This is a genomic window from Burkholderia sp. LS-044 (assembly GCF_004803625.1).
Taxonomy (GTDB): Bacteria; Pseudomonadota; Gammaproteobacteria; order Burkholderiales; family Burkholderiaceae; genus Burkholderia; species Burkholderia cepacia.
Genome location: NZ_SSWO01000001.1, coordinates 450788 through 468207, shown reverse-complemented (window position 1 = coordinate 468207; position 17420 = coordinate 450788). Strand labels below are relative to the sequence as shown.

Annotated in this window: 16 protein-coding genes; 10 read left to right on the top strand and 6 right to left on the bottom strand. The window is 67.9% G+C overall.

Annotated elements, in window-relative coordinates; all coding sequences use genetic code 11:
* Window positions 1–39 precede the first annotated feature (39 nt).
* Window positions 40–834: an enoyl-CoA hydratase gene (locus E9536_RS02045; RefSeq protein ID WP_059683810.1), complete on the top strand. Its 795-nt coding sequence runs from the start codon at window positions 40–42 to the stop codon at window positions 832–834.
* 141 nt (window positions 835–975) lie between these two features.
* Here the strand turns inward: E9536_RS02045 and alr are convergent, their stop codons facing one another.
* Window positions 976–2097, bottom strand: coding sequence for an alanine racemase (gene alr / locus E9536_RS02040; RefSeq protein ID WP_136469188.1), 1122 nt, complete (start codon window positions 2095–2097; stop codon window positions 976–978).
* A 301-nt stretch (window positions 2098–2398) separates the two neighbouring features.
* Here alr and E9536_RS02035 point away from each other — a divergent pair, with 301 nt between their 5' ends.
* Window positions 2399–2770: an MAPEG family protein gene (locus E9536_RS02035; RefSeq protein ID WP_060315229.1), complete on the top strand. Its 372-nt coding sequence runs from the start codon at window positions 2399–2401 to the stop codon at window positions 2768–2770.
* 42 nt (window positions 2771–2812) lie between these two features.
* Here the strand turns inward: E9536_RS02035 and E9536_RS02030 are convergent, their stop codons facing one another.
* On the bottom strand, window positions 2813–3766 hold the full coding sequence (locus E9536_RS02030) for a LysR family transcriptional regulator (RefSeq protein WP_124531538.1): 954 nt from the start codon (window positions 3764–3766) through the stop codon (window positions 2813–2815).
* 119 nt (window positions 3767–3885) lie between these two features.
* Here E9536_RS02030 and E9536_RS02025 point away from each other — a divergent pair, with 119 nt between their 5' ends.
* From E9536_RS02025 to E9536_RS01990, 8 genes are all read left to right on the top strand, one after another.
* Entirely contained in the window at window positions 3886–7425 is a 3540-nt protein-coding gene (locus E9536_RS02025; protein ID WP_136469187.1) for an ABC transporter ATP-binding protein, read from the top strand.
* Between the two features lie 510 nt (window positions 7426–7935).
* Window positions 7936–8688, top strand: a complete 753-nt coding sequence (gene glnH / locus E9536_RS02020; protein WP_136469186.1) for a glutamine ABC transporter substrate-binding protein GlnH — start codon at window positions 7936–7938, stop codon at window positions 8686–8688.
* Window positions 8689–8703: 15 nt separating this feature from the next.
* Entirely contained in the window at window positions 8704–9411 is a 708-nt protein-coding gene (glnP, locus tag E9536_RS02015) for a glutamine ABC transporter permease GlnP (protein ID WP_021160890.1), read from the top strand.
* A complete protein-coding gene (gene glnQ, locus E9536_RS02010; RefSeq protein WP_027791283.1) occupies window positions 9408–10136 on the top strand; it encodes a glutamine ABC transporter ATP-binding protein GlnQ in 729 nt (242 codons plus the stop codon). Before glnP ends, glnQ begins: the two co-directional genes overlap by 4 nt.
* A 20-nt stretch (window positions 10137–10156) precedes the next feature.
* On the top strand, window positions 10157–11206 hold the full coding sequence (locus tag E9536_RS02005; RefSeq protein ID WP_136469405.1) for a C45 family peptidase: 1050 nt from the start codon (window positions 10157–10159) through the stop codon (window positions 11204–11206).
* 15 nt (window positions 11207–11221) lie between these two features.
* Window positions 11222–12556 carry an aspartate aminotransferase family protein gene (locus E9536_RS02000; protein ID WP_136469185.1) on the top strand — a complete coding sequence of 445 codons (1335 nt, stop codon included), beginning with the start codon at window positions 11222–11224 and terminating at the stop codon, window positions 12554–12556.
* A gap of 29 nt (window positions 12557–12585) precedes the next feature.
* On the top strand, window positions 12586–13140 hold the full coding sequence (locus E9536_RS01995) for a carboxymuconolactone decarboxylase family protein (protein ID WP_060315218.1): 555 nt from the start codon (window positions 12586–12588) through the stop codon (window positions 13138–13140).
* Window positions 13141–13300: 160 nt separating this feature from the next.
* Window positions 13301–14086 carry an extensin gene (locus tag E9536_RS01990; RefSeq protein WP_136469184.1) on the top strand — a complete coding sequence of 262 codons (786 nt, stop codon included), beginning with the start codon at window positions 13301–13303 and terminating at the stop codon, window positions 14084–14086.
* A gap of 94 nt (window positions 14087–14180) precedes the next feature.
* On the opposite strand, the gene ahpF is transcribed toward E9536_RS01990, so the two are convergent.
* The 4 genes from ahpF to E9536_RS01970 all read right to left on the bottom strand — a co-directional run bounded on the left by ahpF (window position 14181) and on the right by E9536_RS01970 (window position 17376).
* Window positions 14181–15779, bottom strand: a complete 1599-nt coding sequence (ahpF, locus tag E9536_RS01985) for an alkyl hydroperoxide reductase subunit F (RefSeq protein WP_136469183.1) — start codon at window positions 15777–15779, stop codon at window positions 14181–14183.
* A 128-nt stretch (window positions 15780–15907) separates the two neighbouring features.
* Window positions 15908–16471, bottom strand: coding sequence for an alkyl hydroperoxide reductase subunit C (gene ahpC, locus E9536_RS01980; protein WP_006488685.1), 564 nt, complete (start codon window positions 16469–16471; stop codon window positions 15908–15910).
* Between the two features lie 327 nt (window positions 16472–16798).
* On the bottom strand, window positions 16799–17164 hold the full coding sequence (locus tag E9536_RS01975) for a type II toxin-antitoxin system VapC family toxin (protein WP_021160897.1): 366 nt from the start codon (window positions 17162–17164) through the stop codon (window positions 16799–16801).
* Window positions 17158–17376, bottom strand: coding sequence for a hypothetical protein (locus E9536_RS01970; protein ID WP_021160898.1), 219 nt, complete (start codon window positions 17374–17376; stop codon window positions 17158–17160). Before E9536_RS01970 ends, E9536_RS01975 begins: the two co-directional genes overlap by 7 nt.
* Window positions 17377–17420 lie beyond the last annotated feature (44 nt).

Sequence of the window (17420 nt, the reverse complement as noted above, 5' to 3'; positions counted from 1 at the left end):
CCCTGCCGAACCCTGCCGAACCCCGTCGAGCGAATCATCATGGAACCCGATCAAGAGACTGCCGAGCCGATCCTGTTGCGCGACGCGCACGACGGCGTCGTCACGCTGCGATTGAATCGCCCGCAGCAATTCAACGCGTTATCCGAGGCGATGCTCGCGAGCCTGCACGATGCGTTCGATACGCTGGCGGCCGATCCGCACGTGCGCTGCGTCGTGCTGGCCGCCGAAGGCCGGGCGTTCTGCGCGGGCCACGACCTGCGGCAGATGCGCGGCACGCCCGAGCTCGATTACTACCGCACGCTGTTCGCGCAGTGCAGCCGCGTGATGCTCGCGATGCGCGCGTTGCCGGTGCCGGTGATCGCACGCGTGCACGGCATCGCGACGGCGGCCGGCTGCCAGCTCGTCGCCGCGTGCGATCTGGCCATCGCGGCCGATACCGCGCGCTTCGCGGTATCGGGCATCAACGTCGGGCTGTTCTGCTCGACGCCGGCCGTTGCGTTGAGCCGCAACGTCACGGCGAAGCGCGCGTTCGACATGCTCGTGACCGGGCGTTTCGTCGATGCGGCGACGGCCGCCGCGTGGGGGCTCGTCAACGAGGCCGTGCCCGAGGACGCGCTCGACGCGGCCGTCGCACGCAAGGTCGCCGAGATCGTCGCGAAGAGCCCGGCCGCGGTGCGGTACGGCAAGCAGATGTTCTATCGCCAGCGCGAGTTGCCGCTCGACGAAGCCTATGCGTATGCGGGCGACGTGATGGCGCGCAACATGATGGAAGAGGATGCGGGCGAAGGGATCGACGCGTTCCTCGAGAAGCGCAAGCCGACGTGGCGTTCGTAGTGCGACGTCGAAGGCCGGCGAACGGCGCGGAAGGGCCGTAACCCGGGCCTGTCCCGTACACCGGAAAACGAACGGGCTGCCCGAGGCAGCCCGCAGCCGAAGCGGCACTTGCGGCGTAGCGCGCTGCCGCGGCGACCCGTGTCAGCGCCCGTAGCTTCCGGTCCGCAGCGCCGGCTGTTCGCTCGACGCACCGGGCGGCACGATCACGACCGGCACGCGACGCGCGAGCGCGCACATCAGCTCGTAGCCGATCGTGCCGCTGGCTTCCGCCACGTCGTCCACCTTCACCTGGTCGCCCCACAGCTCGACGCTCGACCCGATGCCCGCGTCCGGGCACGGCGTCAGGTCGACGGTCAGCATGTCCATCGACACGCGGCCGACGATGCGCGTCATCACGCCGTCCACCGCGATCGGCGTGCCGGTCGGCGCGTGGCGCGGATAACCGTCCGCATAACCGCACGCGACGACGCCGATCCGCATCGGCCGGTCGGCCGTGAAGCGGCGGCCGTAGCCGACGGTTTCTTCCGGCGCGAGCGTCTGCACGCCGATGATCTTGCTCGTCAGCGTCATCGCGGGCATCAGCGGCGTGTCGGCGATATCCCGCGACGCACCCGTCGGCGATGCACCGTACAGGATCGTGCCGGGCCGCACCCAGTCGCGGTGCGCGTGCGGATGCCACAGCACGGCCGCCGAGTTCGACGTCGAACGCTCGCCGGGAATCCCCGCCGTGGCCGCATCGAACTGTTCGAGCTGCCAGTCGGCCTGGCCTTCGTCGGCGTTCGCGAAATGCATCATCAGCGTGATCTTGCCGATCGACGGCGCGCCGGCCGCGCGCTCCCACGCCGCGCGGAAAACGTCGGGCCGGTAGCCGAGGCGGTTCATCCCGGAGTTCATCTTGAGCTGGATGTCGATCGGCTGCCGCGGCTTTGCCGCGATCAGCAGGTCGAGCTGTTCGTCGCAGTGCACGGACACCGTCAGCCGATGACGGTCGGCCAGCTCGACGTCGGCCGGCTCGAAGATCCCTTCGAGCAGCAGCACGGGCTTGTCCCAGCCGAGCTCGCGCACGCGCACGGCTTCGTCGAGGTCGAGCAGCGCGATGCCGTCGGCGGCGGCGAGGCCCGGATAGATCCGCTCGATGCCGTGGCCGTATGCGTCGGCCTTGACGACGGCCCACACGCGCGATTGCGCGGCGGTGCGGCGGATGAAGTCGAGGTTGTGGCGGATGGCGTCAGGGCGGATATGGGCGACGATGGGACGGGGCATGGCGATGTCTCGGATCGGATGTCGTTGGGCGCGCGCGGCGGCGTGGGTTCGGCAGTCCGGCGCGAAAACACGCCGGGCCAGTGTTGAACGCTATCTTATTGGTGTTCGACCAGTTTTAATTAACGTATTTGTCGACGATTTGGTGGAAATTTTTGTGTTCGTCCCGGCTGGGCGCGGCTGTCGACAGGCCGCGCAGCCGAGTCTCCCGTCTAGAAAACCGGTGCGCGAACGGCATGACGCAATGCTAAGCTCTCGGCGATCTTGTCATTGATCAATGTAACGATAAAGGAGGAGACTTTTGATGACGACGTCCCAGCTGTGCCTGTTCATCGTCGCGCTGTTGCCGTTCACGATGACGTTTCTCGCGAAGGCCCGCAAGGGTTACGACAACCGCACGCCGCGCGACTACCTGGCGAAGCTCGAAGGCTGGCGCGCGCGGGCGCAGGCCGCGCACCAGAACGCATGGGAGGCGCTCGCGCTGTTCACGGCCGCGCTGGTGGTGGCATGGCACAACGGCGCGAACGTGCATCGCGTCGACCAGCTCGCGATGGCGTTCGTCGCGATCCGGATCGTCTACATGCTGATGTACCTGCTGAACTGGGCGTCGCTGCGTTCGCTCGTGTGGTTCGGCGGGATGGCGTGCGTGGTCGCGTTGTTCTTCGCTGCGCCGTAGGCGCCGGCAGGCAAGGCGAGGCCGGCTTCGTGCGCCGGCCCGTCAGGCGCCGCCCGCGCCGCGCGCGTGACTGTCGTTGGATGCGGGCGCAACGATCTTCGCGAGCGTGGCGGGTGGCGCGGCTTCGGCTTCGCGACGCAGGAACGCGATCAACGGATCGAGCAGCCGGTGCCGCGCGGACGGGTTGCGACGCAGCACGAAGCGCCATGACGCATCGCGTGCGAGGCCCGGTACCAGCGGCACCAGGCGCCCGCTGCGCAGTTCGGGCTCGATCAGCGGCACGCGGCCGAGCGCGATGCCCGCGCCGCCGACCGCCGCGCCGATCACCTGGCTGAAACTGCTGTAACGGACGATCTTCGTCTCGAAGTCGTCCGGCAAGCCGAATTCCGATGCCCAGTTATGCCAGTCGATCTCGGGGCTGTCCTCGTGCATCTCCTGCAGCAGCCGCGAGCGGCACACGTGCCCCGATGCGTACGGAAACAGCTCGGGGCTGCACACCGGGAACACCGTCTCCCGGATCAGCACGTCGTCGTCGTCCCGCAGCCGGTGCGCGGGCACGTGCACGATCGCCAGATCGACGCCGCTGCGCGCGAAATCCGGTTCGTCGTCGAGCACGACGGCGTGCAGCGGCGTTTCGGGATGAAGCGACGAGAATTCCGCGAGGCGGCGTGCGAGCCACATTGCCGAAAACGGCGCGTTGGCGGAAACGGTGAGCCGTTGCGCGGTGCCGCGAATCTCGGCGCAGGCATCGGTGAGGCGCGACAGCGCATCGCTGACGGCCGGCAGCAGGCGCTCGCCGGCCGGCGTGAGGCCGATGCCGCCGAGCCCCGTGCTGCGTTCGAGCAGCCGTGCGCCGAGCGATTCCTCGAGCGCGCGAATCTGGTGGCTGACCGCGCTCGTCGACACGTTCAGCTCGACCGCCGCGCGCGCGAACCCGCCGAGGCGGACGGCCGCCTCGAAAGCCCGCAACGCGCTGAGGGGAGGGAGGTGCGACATGGCGGGTATTGTAGTTGACTCAACACCCGTTGAAAAATCATCTTTTGCCGCGCGCGGGCCGCGCGGGTAGCCTCGATCCGGTCAAGAAAAAATGCAACCAGACACTACCGGAGGGCTTCATGTATTTCGACCGACGACTATGGGCAATGATGGCGGGACTGCGCTGGCGGGTCGCCGCGGCCGTCGCGCTCGGACTGCTCGCGATGGGTGTCGGGATCCTGCGCTTCGTGTTCCTCGGCCGCGTGCTGGCGCTGGTCTTTTCCGGCGCGCCGGCGCGCAGCATCGGCGAAGCCGTCGTTGCAACGGCGGTCTGCGTGCTGCTGCGCGCGTGGCTCGACCATCGCCGCACGGTGCTCGCGCAGCACACGGCCGGGCGTGTGCAGGCCACGCTGCGCGCGCGGCTGTTCGACCGGATCGCGGCGCTCGGCCCCGCATGGTTCAGCGGCGAACGCACGGGCGGCGTGATGCTGGCCGTCGTCGACGGCGTCGAGCAGCTGCAGACCTTTTTCGGCACCTACCTGCCGCAGCTCGTGATCGCCGCCTGCGCGCCGGTGATGATCTTCGCGGTGCTCGCGTGGTGGGACGTGCCGACGGCCGCCATCCTGCTGGTCGCGGCGCTCGTCACGCTCGCGCTGCCGCAACTCGTGCATCGTGCCGACAAGCGCGCGGCGCTCGCGCGCTCGGCCGCGTTCAAGGCGTTCGGCGAGGAGTTTCTCGACGCGGTGCAAGGCCTGCCGACGCTGAAGGCGTTCGGGCAAGGCACGGCGTTCGGCGCGAAGCTGGCCGCGAAGGCACGCGCGCTGTCCGACAGCACGTTCTGGGTGCTCGCGCTCGGCCTGCTGACGCGGCTCTTCACCGATCTCGGCACCGGCCTCGGCGCGGCCGCCGCGATCGCGGTCGGCGCGTGGCGCGTGCGGCACGGCGACATGAGCCTCGAGGCGCTGCTGATCGTGCTGATGGCCGGCAGCGAGATCTTCCGGCCGCTGCGCGACCTGCGGTCGGTGTTGCATCAGGGGATGATCGGCCAGTCGGCGGCGAATGCGATCCATGCGCTGCTCGACGCGCGGAGCCACACGCCTTCCACCGATGCGCCGCGCGTGCAGGGCCTGCGGCCGGAGATCGCGTTCGACGCCGTCAGCTTCGCGTATCCGGGGCGTCGTGCCGACGCGCATGCGGCGCTGAGCTTCTCGGTTCGCGAAGGCGAGACGGTCGCCATCGTCGGGCCGAGCGGCGCGGGCAAATCGACCATCGTGCGCCTGCTGCTGCGTCAGCACGATGCGCAGGGCGGCGCGGTCCGCATCGGCGGCCGCGACGTGCGTACCCTCGATGCCGGCCAGGTGCGCGAGATGATCGCGGTCGTCGCGCAGGATGCGACGCTGTTCGACGGCAGCGTCGCCGACAACCTGCGGCTCGGCCGTCCCGACGCGAGCGACGCGGACATGATCGCCGCCGCGCGTGCGGCCAACGCGCACGATTTCATCTCGGCGCTGCCGGACGGTTATGCGACGCGCATCGGCGAACGCGGGCTCATGCTGTCGGGCGGCCAGCGCCAGCGCCTCGCGATTGCCCGCGCGCTGCTGCGCGACGCACCGATCCTGCTGCTCGACGAGGCGCTGTCGTCCGTCGACGCGGAGAACGAAGCGTTGATCCAGCAGGCCCTCGACCGGCTCACGCGCGGGCGCACCACGCTCGTGCTCGCGCACCGGCTGTCCAGCGTGATCGGCGCCGACCGCATCCTGGTGCTCGACCAGGGGCAGGTGGTCGACGAGGGCACGCACGCGGCGCTGATCGCGCGTGACGGCCCGTATCGCCGGCTGATGGGGCCGCAACTGGAAGCGGTCGCCGAATCGGCCGGCGTGGCGACGACGGCCGGCGCGACCGCGCGCGCGTCGTCCGGCCCGCAGGTGCGGCCGCTGAACGACGATGCGGCCGAGATCGGCTGGCCGGAAACGCTGCGGACGCTGCTGCGGTTCGTGCGGCCGTGGACGGGCAAGGTCGTGCTGACGGTGCTGTTCGGGATCGGCCGCGTGCTCGCGTTCATCGGCGTCGGCGTGATCGGCGCGCTGGTGGTCGGTGCGGTACCGGGCGGCCATGTGAGCCCGGCGCTCGTCACCGCACTGCTCGTGATCGCGCCGGTGGCGGCCGTGCTGCACTGGCTCGAATCGTGGCTCGCGCACGACATGGCGTACCGGCTGCTCGCGGAAATGCGCATCGCGCTGTTCGCGACGCTCGAACGCCTCGCACCGGCCGGGCTGCTGCGCCGCCGTTCCGGCGATCTCGTGTCGCTCGCGACGCAGGACGTCGAGACCGTCGAGTATTTCTATGCGCATACGCTGGCGCCCGCGTTCGTCGCGGTGCTCGTGCCGGCCGCCGTGCTGGTGCTGCTCGCGTCGGTCGCGTGGCCGCTCGCGCTCGCGCTGCTGCCGTTCCTGTTGTGGGCCGGGCTTGCACCGGTGCTGGCGCGGCGCGAGGTCGACCGGCTCGGCACCGGCGCGCGCGAAGCGCTCGGCCAGCTCGGCGCGCACCTGACCGAGACGATCCAGGGGCTCGCGGAGCTGACCGCGTTCCAGGCCGTCGCGCGCCGGCGCGAAGCGTTCGTGGCCGAAGTCGATGCGTACCGGAAGCAACGCGCCAGGCTGCTCGACGACCTGTCGACGCAGAGCGCCGCACTGGAAGTCGCGAGCGGGCTCGGCGGGCTGGTCGTCGCGGCGCTCGGTGCGCTGCTGTGCGCGCGCGGCTGGTTTCCGCGCGAGTCGTTGCCGCTGCTGGTGCTGGTCGCGGTGGCCGCCTTCATGCCGGTTGCCGAAATCGGCCAGGTCGCGCGCCAGCTCGCCGACACGATCGCGTCGACGCGCCGCCTGCGCGCGCTGGAGAAGGAGCCCGTGCCGGTGACGGACGGCACGCATGCGCTGCCCGCCGATCCGGCGGTGCGCTTCGAGGCGACGTCCTTCACGTACCCGGGCCGCAGCGTGCCCGCGCTCGACCGCGTGAGCTTCGAGATGGCGCCCGGCAGCACGGTTGCGCTGGTCGGTGCGTCGGGCGCCGGCAAGTCGACGGTCGCGAGCCTGCTGTTGCGCTTCTGGGATCCGCAGCAGGGCCGCGTGACGCTCGGCGGCGTCGACCTGCGCGACCTGCGGCTCGACGACCTGCGCCAGCACATCGCGCTGGTTGCGCAGGATACCTACCTGTTCAACGACACGCTGGAGGCGAACATCCGGCTCGCGGCGAACGACGCGTCCGACGCGGACGTGCAGCGCGCGATCGAGCATGCGGCGCTCGGCGAATTCGTCGCGCGGCTGCCGGACGGGCTCGCGACGCGCGTCGGCGAGCGCGGCGTGCAGTTGTCGGGCGGCCAGCGCCAGCGCGTCGCGATCGCGCGTGCGTTCCTGAAGGATGCGCCCGTGCTGATCCTCGACGAAGCGACGTCCCACCTCGACACGATCAGCGAGCAGCAGATCCGCGCGGCGCTGGAAGACCTGATGACGCAGCGCACGTCGATCATCATCGCGCACCGGCTGTCGACCGTGCGCAATGCCGACCTGATCCTCGTAATGGAGCAGGGCAGCGTGATCGAGGCCGGACGGCATGCGGACCTGCTGGCGCGGCAGGGTGCGTATGCGCGGCTCGTGTCGCATCAGGCAAGCGGGGTGGCGGTGTAAGCGATGTCGCATCGGCGCGCGGGCCTCGCTTCCGGCGGTTCCGCGCGCATGCCGCAACATTCGTCGAGTCACGCCGGCGGTAGCCTGTGTCGCGGGGGACGCCGCCCCGGCACGGCACCGTACCCGATCGCCGACGCTTCACGCTGACAAACCCAATGCGCGGGCCGCGACGATTGTCCGGGCGCCCGCGCCATCCTCCTCCTCTCGTGCGTGACGCCTGGGGCAGCAAGCCGGCCCGGTCACCGCCAACTGCGCTTAGGCGCCGCCGTCCGGCCCGGGTGCATCGCCCCGCGCCACACTCCCATTCTTCCGATTTATCCGCGCCGCGCGCCCCGGGTTTGTTTCGATGCATTTATCCGTTGCGCGTTTTTTTGTTGTCGTAGTATCGCGGTTGACAACACTTGTTGCACTAAGGTCTAATTCGACATCGCATGTTGCGGTGCGGCTTGATGTCGTCGTTACCGCCGGCCGGCTGGCCGGTCACATCGCTCAATCATGCGGAGAGAAACCATGAGTCGCCGTTCCTTCCTGAAAGCCGTCGCGGTCGTTGCCGCGCTCGGCGCAAGCCTCGCACACGCGGATACCGGGACGCTCGTCGTCGGCACCGACACGTCGTTCATGCCGTTCGAGTTCAAGCAGGGCGACAAGTATGTCGGCTTCGATCTCGACCTGTGGGCGGAGATCGCGAAGGACCAGGGCTGGAAATACACGATCCAGCCGATGGATTTCGCGGGCCTGATCCCGGCGCTGCAGACGCAGAACATCGACGTCGCGCTGTCGGGGATGACGATCAAGGAAGAGCGCAAGAAGGCGATCGACTTCTCCGCGCCGTACTACGACAGCGGTCTCGCGGCGATGGTGCAGACCGGCAACACGACGGTCAAGTCGATCGACGACCTGAACGGCAAGGTGATCGCCGCGAAGACGGGCACCGCGACCATCGACTGGATCAAGGCGCACCTGAAGCCGAAGGAGATCCGCCAGTTCCCGAACATCGACCAGGCCTACCTCGCGCTCGAAGCCGGCCGGGTCGACGCGGCGATGCACGACACGCCGAACGTGCTGTTCTTCGTGAACAACGAAGGCAAGGGCAAGGTGAAGGTCGCGGGCCAGCCGGTCAGCGGCGACAAGTACGGGATGGGTTTCCCGAAGGGCAGCCCGCTCGTGCCGAAGGTCAACGCGTCGCTCGTGAAGATCAAGGCCGACGGCCGCTACGCGCAGATCTACAAGAAGTGGTTCGGCGCCGAGCCGCCGAAGATGTAAGCGCGACGGCGCACCATGGCGCGGCCGGGCGGCCGCGCCGGTCTTGAATCGAACGGGGAGCGACAAGTGAATTTCGATTGGTCGGCGATCTGGGCGGCGTTGCCGGACCTGATGGACGGGGTCCGGTTGACGGTGTTCATCGCATTTTTCGGGCTGGTGGGCGGCTTCATCGTCGGGATGATCGCGGGCATGTTCCGCGCATACGGACCGAAGGCGATGAACGTGCTCGCCCAGGTCTATATCGAGTTGATTCGCGGCACGCCGATCGTCGTGCAGGTGATGTTCCTGTATTTCGCGCTGCCGCTGCTCGCGCATATCCGCATCGACGGCCTGACGGCCGCGATCATCGCGATCACGGTGAATTCCGGCGCGTATCTCGCGGAAGTGGTGCGCGGCGCGCTGCTGTCGATCCCGAAGGGGCTGACGGAAGCGGGACTCGCGATGGGGTTGTCGATGCCGCGCGTGCTGCTGAAGGTGGTCGGGCCGCTCGCGTTCCGGCGGCTGATTCCGCCGCTCGGCAACCAGTGCATCGTGAGCCTGAAGGACACGTCGCTGTTCATCGTGATCGGCGTCGGCGAACTGACGCGCAAGGGGCAGGAAATCATCGCGGGCAATTTCCAGGCGGTCGAGATCTGGAGCGCCGTGGCCGTCATCTACCTGCTGCTGACCGGCGCGATGACGCTGACGCTGCGGCTCGTCGAAAAGAGGATGAGAATTCTATGAGCATGATCGAATTCCGGAACGTGTCGAAGAGTTTTGGCCACGTGCCGGTGCTGAAGCACATCGACCTGAAGATCGACGCGGGCGAGGTGGTCGTCGTGATCGGCCCGTCCGGCTCGGGCAAGTCGACGATGCTGCGCTGTATCAACGCGCTCGAGAAAATCACCGGCGGCGAGCTGCTTGTCGACGGCCAGAGCGTGCGCGGCAACGCGACGACGATCCGCAACATCCGGCTCGAAGCCGGCATGGTGTTCCAGCAGTTCAACCTGTTTCCGCAAATGACCGCGCTCGAGAACGTGATGTTCGGGCCGATCCAGGTGCGCGGCGCGTCACGTGCCGACGCACGCGACCAGGCGATGGCGCTGCTCGACAAGGTCGGCCTCGAATCGCGCGCGAATCATTACCCGTCGGAACTGTCGGGCGGCCAGCAGCAGCGCGTCGCGATCGCGCGCGCACTCGCGATCCGGCCGCGGCTGATGCTGTTCGACGAGCCGACGTCGGCGCTCGATCCGGAATTGCGCCACGAAGTGCTGAAAGTGATGCAGGATCTCGCCAACGAAGGGATGACGATGATCGTCGTCACGCACGAGATCGGCTTCGCGAAACGGGTCGGCACGCGCCTGCTGTTCATGGATCAGGGCGGCATTGCCGAGGACGGCCATCCGGTCGACCTGATCGACCGGCCGCCGACCCCGCGCCTGAAGGAATTCCTGAAACACGTGTCCTGAACGAAACCGAAATGGCCGACATGCCGCTTTCCCTTTCCCCCGTCATCGCCGGCGCGCCGTTCGACATCGGCGTGCGCCTCGGCGAGCTCGCCCGTCCCGTGTTCGACGCGTACATGCGGCAGAGCAGCGCGTGGCAGGCCGTGCGCCGCTGGCGCGGCCGTCCGTTCGTCGATGCGCTGCGGCAGGCGGCGCTGGCCGCGTACCCCGATCTCGTCGCGGAACTGGACGGAATCGCGGCGGGTGTCGGCTGGCCGGCCGGGGACATCTTCCTGTGGAACTGCCGCGGCGAGCTGATCCACAACGCGCCGGACGGCTGCACGACGCTGGCCGCGCGCGACGCGGCCGGCACGCGCTGGATCGCGCACAACGAGGACGGCGATCCGTTCCTGCGCGAACGCTGCCTGCTCGTCGACGTGCAGCCCGTGGGCAAGCCGGGCTTCGTCAGTTTCTACTACCCGGGCTCGCTGCCGGGGCACACCTTTGCCGCGAACCGGGCCGGGATCGTGCAGGCGATCAACAACCTGCGGATCAGGACGCCCGCGCCGGGCGTGCCGCGCATGATCCTGGCGCGCGCCGTGCTCGATGCGGCGTCGCTCGACGAGGCCGCCGACGTGCTGCGCGTGAATGCGCGCGCGAGCGGCTTTCACCATACGCTCGGCGCGACCGGCGACACGCGGCTGCTGAGCATCGAGGCGAGTGCCGCGCGCTGCTCGGTCGTCGACGTGGCGACGCTGGCCGGGCACGCGAACCATCTCGTGCATCCGGGCTGTGAAGCAGAGGCGCAGATCGTCACGCAATCGTCGGCCGACCGCCAGCGCCGCGTCGACGCGCTTGTTCCCGGTATCGACGCGATCGATGAAGCCGCGCTGCTGCGCGTGCTCGGCGATCGTGCACCGGAAGGGCTGCCGATCTACCGCGACGATCCTGCGGACCCCGACGACGAAAATACGCTGGCCACGGCCGTGTTCACGATCGGCGCGGCGTCGATCGACGTCACCATTCACCAACAAGGCACGCAGCGTTTCGCGACGCGCATCGTGCCGTCCGGACGCGCGCGCGACGCATCCTGATCCATGAGGCAACGCATGACGACCGTTTTCCATCGCGCTCCGCGCGCCACCTTGCCCGTCGCCGTCGCAGGCGACGGCATCGAGATCATCGATTCGACCGGCAAACGCTATATCGACGCGTGCGGCGGCGCGGCCGTTTCGTGTCTCGGCCACAGCAACCAGCGCGTGATCGACGCGATCAAGCAGCAGGCGCAGCAACTGGCCTACGCGCACACGTCGTTCTTCACGACCGACGTGGCCGAGGAACTCGCCGACCGGCTCGTCGAAGCCGCGCCGGCCGGCCTCGAACACGTGTATTTCGTGTCGGGCGGCTCCGAGGCGGTCGAGGCCGCGCTGAAGCTCGCGCGCCAGTATTTCGTCGAGAAGGGCGAGCCGCAGCGCCGCCATTTCATCGCGCGACGCCAGAGCTATCACGGCAACACCCTCGGCGCGCTCGCGATCGGCGGAAATGCGTGGCGGCGCGAGCCGTTCCTGCCGCTGCTGATCGAGGCGCACCACGTGAGCCCGTGTTTTGCCTATCGCGACCAGCTGGCGGGCGAAACCGACGAAGCGTATGCGCAGCGCCTCGCGGACGAGCTCGAGCAGAAGATCGTCGAGCTCGGCGCGGACAATGTCGCGGCGTTCGTCGCGGAGACGGTGGTGGGCGCAACGGCCGGCGCGGTGCCGCCGGTGCGCACGTACCTGAAGAAGATTCGCGCGGTGTGCGACAAGTACGGCGTGCTGCTGATCCTCGACGAGATCATGTCGGGGATGGGCCGCACGGGCTACCTGTACGCGTGCGACGAAGACGGCGTCGCGCCCGATCTGCTGACGATCGCGAAAGGGCTCGGCGCCGGCTACCAGCCGATCGGCGCGACGCTGGTGAGCGACCGCATCTACCGGACGATCGTCGACGGCTCGGGTTTCTTCCAGCACGGCCACACGTACCTCGGTCATGCGACCGCGTGCGCGGCCGCGCTCGAAGTGCAGCGCGTGATTGCCGAAGAGAAGCTGCTCGACAACGTGAGGGCGCGCGGCGAGCAGTTGCGCGCGTCGCTGCGCGAGCATTACGGCGCGCATCCGCATGTGGGTGACGTGCGCGGCCGCGGGCTGTTCGTCGGCGTCGAGCTCGTGCGCGATCGCGACACCAAGGCGACGTTCGATCCCGCGCTGAAGCTGCACGCGGCGGTCAAGCGCGAAGCGATGCAGCGCGGGTTGATGGTGTATCCGATGGGCGGGACGATCGACGGCGTTCACGGCGATCACATCCTCGTTGCGCCGCCTTTCATTTGCACCGCGCAGCAGATCGACGCGATCGTCGAGCGGCTGTCGGGCGCGATCGACGCGGCGCTCGCGTCGGCCGGCGCGTGAACGCATCCGCACCTCATCGGGACATGACCATGACAGACAGACTGCCGCCGTTCGATCCCGCGTCGGCCACCGACGCACAGAAGGCCGTGCTGGCCGACATCCTCAGCGGCCCGCGCGGCAACCTGAACGGGCCGTTTCTCGGCTGGATCGCGAGCCCCGAGCTGGCCCAGCACGCGCAGAAGCTCGGCGCGTTCTGCCGTTATCGCACGGGCCTGCCGCTGCGGTTGTCGGAACTCGCGATTCTCGTGACGGCCGCGCGCTGGCGCTCGCAGGCCGAGTGGCACATCCACCATCCGATCGCGCTCGAAGCGGGGGTGCCGGCCGCGACGGCCGACGCCATTCGGCTCGGCGTCGCGCCCGCATTCGAATCGGACGACGATGCGCTGATCCACGCGTTCGCGAGCGAGTTGTACGACACGCGGCGCGTGAGCGACGCGACGTTCGCGCGGGCGCAAGCACGCTTCGGCCACGAAACCGTCGTGAATCTCGTTGCATTGCTCGGCTACTACGCGCTCGTCGCGATGACGCTGAACACGTTCGGCATGCGTGCGGACGGGCAGACCGAATTGCCGTTTCCGGAGTAAGGGCGGCGTTCCGGCCGTGCCGGAGCGGGGTGGCGATACGTCTGACGAACATCGTGACGACCTGCTGCCGGCACAATGCAACCAAATGTATTCATGCGGGATCGGCGGCCGATCGCCGCGTATGATGGCTTGTTCACGTCGACATGATCGGTGAGCAAGCATGACGAGTACCCGCAAGACCTTGATGATCGCCGGTGGGCTCCTGGTAGCCGCGGCCGGCACTGCCTACGTGATGCTCCTGCGCGCGGACCACCGTGCGATCGAAGACGCCGGCATCGGCGATTCGGCCGCACCGGCGGCCGTGGCACCCGCGAACAACGATCACGCGGTGCAGGGCGCCATCGCGCCGCCGGCCCCGGCGGCCCGGGCCGATACCGCATCGAAGCAGGCAGCCGTTTCCCCGCAGCCACCCGCCCCGGCAACCCCAGCACCCGCACCTGCACCCGCGCGTGTCAGTGCCGCACCCGCATCCGTCCCCGCCGTTCCTGTCGTCAGCGAGAAAGCGCAGCCGAGCGCGCCGCCGCCGAAGGTCAACGTCGTGACCGTCGATGCGCAGGATTCGACCCCGCCGGCCGCAGCGCCGGCTGCAAAACCTGCCCGGGCGGTTGCCCCCGCGCAGGTCACGCAACGCGCGCCGCGCAAGCGCGACGGTCTCGAACGCCACGCGGCCGCCGCGCCTTCCGCCACGAAATCCGAAACGCCGGAGACGGCCGCGCTCGTGAGGGAGTCGGCGAAGCTCGATCCGTCGTTGCCGCCGCCGCCGGCGTCGTCGATGTCGTCGACATCATCGATCTCGTCGAGCGCCGGTTCGTACCGGCAGGGCGGTTCGTCGTCGGGCGCGAATCCGGTTGCCGCTGCGATGACCGAGCAACTGGTCAGGCAGTCGAGCAGTGTCAAGGCGCCGTCACCGGCGCCGGTGAACGACGCCCCGACCACGACCAAGTAACCGCGATCGCACCTGGAATAAAAAGGGCCCCGCACGCCGACCAAAGCATGCGGGGCCAAGAGAGACAAACTGTTGCGCCGATGTGCGACGCGCGTTACGCGGCGACCGCTTCCTCGACCTGCGGTTGCGCGGCGGCAACCGGTGCAACGTCCTGCCGGATCAGGTGGTCGAACGCGCCGAGCGATGCCTTCGCACCTTCACCCACCGCGATCACGATCTGCTTGAACGGCACCGTCGTCACGTCGCCGGCCGCGAACACGCCCGGCACCGACGTCGCGCCGCGCGCATCGACGACGATCTCGCCGTGCTTCGACAGTTCGACCGTACCTTTCAGCCATTCGGTGTTCGGCACGAGGCCGATCTGCACGAACACGCCTTCCAGATCGATGCGCTGCGTGTCGCCCGAGCGCAGATCCTTGTAGACGAGGCCGTTCAGCTTGCTGCCGTCGCCGGTCAGCTCGATCGTTTGCGCCTGCGTGACGATCGTGACGTTCGGCAGGCTGCGCAGCTTGCGCTGCAGCACTTCGTCCGCGCGCAGTTGCGCGCCGTATTCGATCAGCGTGACGGCCTTCACGATGCCGGCGAGGTCGATCGCGGCCTCGACGCCCGAGTTGCCGCCGCCGACCACCGCGACACGCTTGCCCTTGAACAGCGGGCCGTCGCAGTGCGGGCAGTACGCGACACCACGGTTGCGGTATTCGCGCTCGCCGGGCACGTTGATTTCGCGCCAGCGCGCGCCGGTCGCGAGGACGATCGTCTTCGCCTTCAGCACCGCGCCGTTCGCGAGGCGGATCTGGTGCACGTCGCCCGGAATCAGCGCATCGGCACGCTGCACGTCCATGATGTCGACGTCGTACTGCTTCACGTGCTGCTCGAGCGCGGTCGCGAACTTCGGCCCTTCGGTTTCCTGCACCGACACGAAGTTTTCGATTGCCATCGTGTCGAGCACCTGGCCGCCGAAACGCTCGGCGACGACGCCCGTCGCAATGCCCTTGCGTGCCGAGTAGATGGCGGCTGCCGCGCCTGCCGGGCCGCCGCCGACGATCAGCGTATCGAACACCGGCTTGTTCTCGAGCGACTTCGCGGCACGTGCGCTGGCGCCTGTATCGAGTTTCGCGAGGATTTCCTTCACGCTGCTGCGGCCCTGGCCGAACGACGCGCCGTTCAGGAACATCGTCGGCACGGCCATGATCTGGCGCGACTCGACTTCATCCTGGAACAGCGCGCCGTCGATCGCGACGTGGTGGATGCGCGGGTTGATCAGCGACATCACGTTCAGCGCCTGCACGACTTCCGGGCAGTTCTGGCACGACAGCGAGAAATACGTTTCGAACGCGTAGTCGCCGTCGAGCGCGCGGATCTGTTCGACCACGTCGTCGTCGAGCTTGATCGGGTGGCCGCCGGTCTGCAGCAGCGCGAGCACGAGCGACGTGAATTCATGGCCCATCGGGATGCCGGCGAAGCGGATGCCGGCCGGCTTGCCGGGCTCGCCGATCGAGAACGACGGTTTGCGCTCGGCGTCGTCGCGGCGTTCGGTCACGGTCACGCGATCCGTCAGCGACGCAATCTCGTTCAGCAGCGCCAGCAGTTCCTGCGATTTCGCGCCGTCGTCGAGCGAAGCGACGAGTTCGATCGGGCGCGTGATTTTTTCGAGGTACGCTTTCAGTTGGTTCTTGAGATTGGCGTCGAGCATGGCGTTTCGGATTCCGTATTGATGATTCTGGTCGGGCACGTCGTGCCGGAGGAGGGCGCGGGCCGCATGCGGCGGCGGCCCGTCTTCGTGTGTCTCGCGCGCCTCGGGCGAGGCGCGCGGAGCGATCGTCAGATCTTGCCGATCAGGTCGAGCGACGGGGTCAGCGTTTCCGCGCCCGGCGTCCACTTGGCCGGGCACACTTCACCCGGGTGCGCCGCGATGTATTGCGCAGCCTGCACCTTGCGCAGCAGTTCGCCTGCGTCGCGGCCGATGCCGTTGTCGTGGATTTCGCACAGCTTGATCTCGCCTTCCGGGTTGATCACGAACGTGCCGCGCAGTGCCATCCCTTCTTCCTCGATCAGCACGTCGAAGTTGCGCGACAGCGTGAGGGTCGGGTCGCCGATCATCGGGTACTTGATCTTGCCGATCGTGTCCGACGTGTCGTGCCATGCCTTGTGCGTGAAGTGCGTGTCGGTCGACACGCCGTAGATTTCGACACCCAGCTTCTGGAATTCCGCGTAACGGTCGGCGAGGTCGCCCAGCTCGGTCGGGCAGACGAACGTGAAGTCGGCCGGGTAGAACACGACGACGGACCACTTGCCCTTGAAGTTCTCTTCCGAGACGGGCACGAAGTCGCCGTTGTGGTAAGCGGTTGCCTTGAACGGCTTGATTTGGGTGTTGATGATCGGCATCTGGTGAGTTCCTTTGCTTCAGTGGTGAGTGGAGTGTTGCCAGTATCCGGGTTCACCCTGAGCTTGTGAAATTGCTTGTTTCAATCCGGGGCATCGGGAATTTCTATCTGCTTCCGGCCCTTGATTGGATGGGGCTTGTGAGGCGGTGGGCGGATAGCCGATGAATGCGGGTTGACAGCGGGGCAGTTTGGCGTGATGTGCCGGCGCGAGTAGCTGGCACATTGCGTGCGCAGGATGGTCGTCTCGCGCGTTCGTATCAGGTGCTGCGGGAGGGCCGAGTTCCGGCGCATACAACGGGCTCGGACTCGGAGGTGACTTGGCGCTGACTCAGAGCTTGTAGGGCACGCGAACGCCGGGTTCGGTGGCAGGGAAGTCCTTCGTGTTGCGCGACACGAGCAGTAGACCGTTCACTTGTGCCGATGCCCAGACGATTGCATCGGGAAGGCGTATGCGGCGTTCCTTGCGGATTGTCACGGCACGATTCGCAACCGGGCTGTCCAGTGCGATGACATCGAACGACGACAGCCACGCGCGGATGGGTGCCTCGTCCTGTGCGGACGTGCCGACCAGGACCTCCATCCACGAGATCGTGCTGATCGCCCGATAGTCGTAGCGGCCCAGTTCCGCACGAGCGGATTCCACGCCGCCCAGATAGTCGATCAGGATGTTGGTATCGAAGAGAGCTTTTACCATTCCGAGCGCAGTTCTTCCTGATAGGTGAGCCCGTCGACCTTGCGATCTTTCCAGAGACCGAAGACGTCGTCGGCAAGCCGGTGCTTGTGCAAGGCAATATAGGCATCGATCGCGTCGCGGATGATTGCGGCGCGGGGACGATGTTGAGTCTCGACGATGACGGCCAACTCGTCGAGTTGGCCGTCCGACAGATCGACCAGAATTCGGCTCATGATAGCCTCCGATATATGATATGCATATCATATATACCAGATTT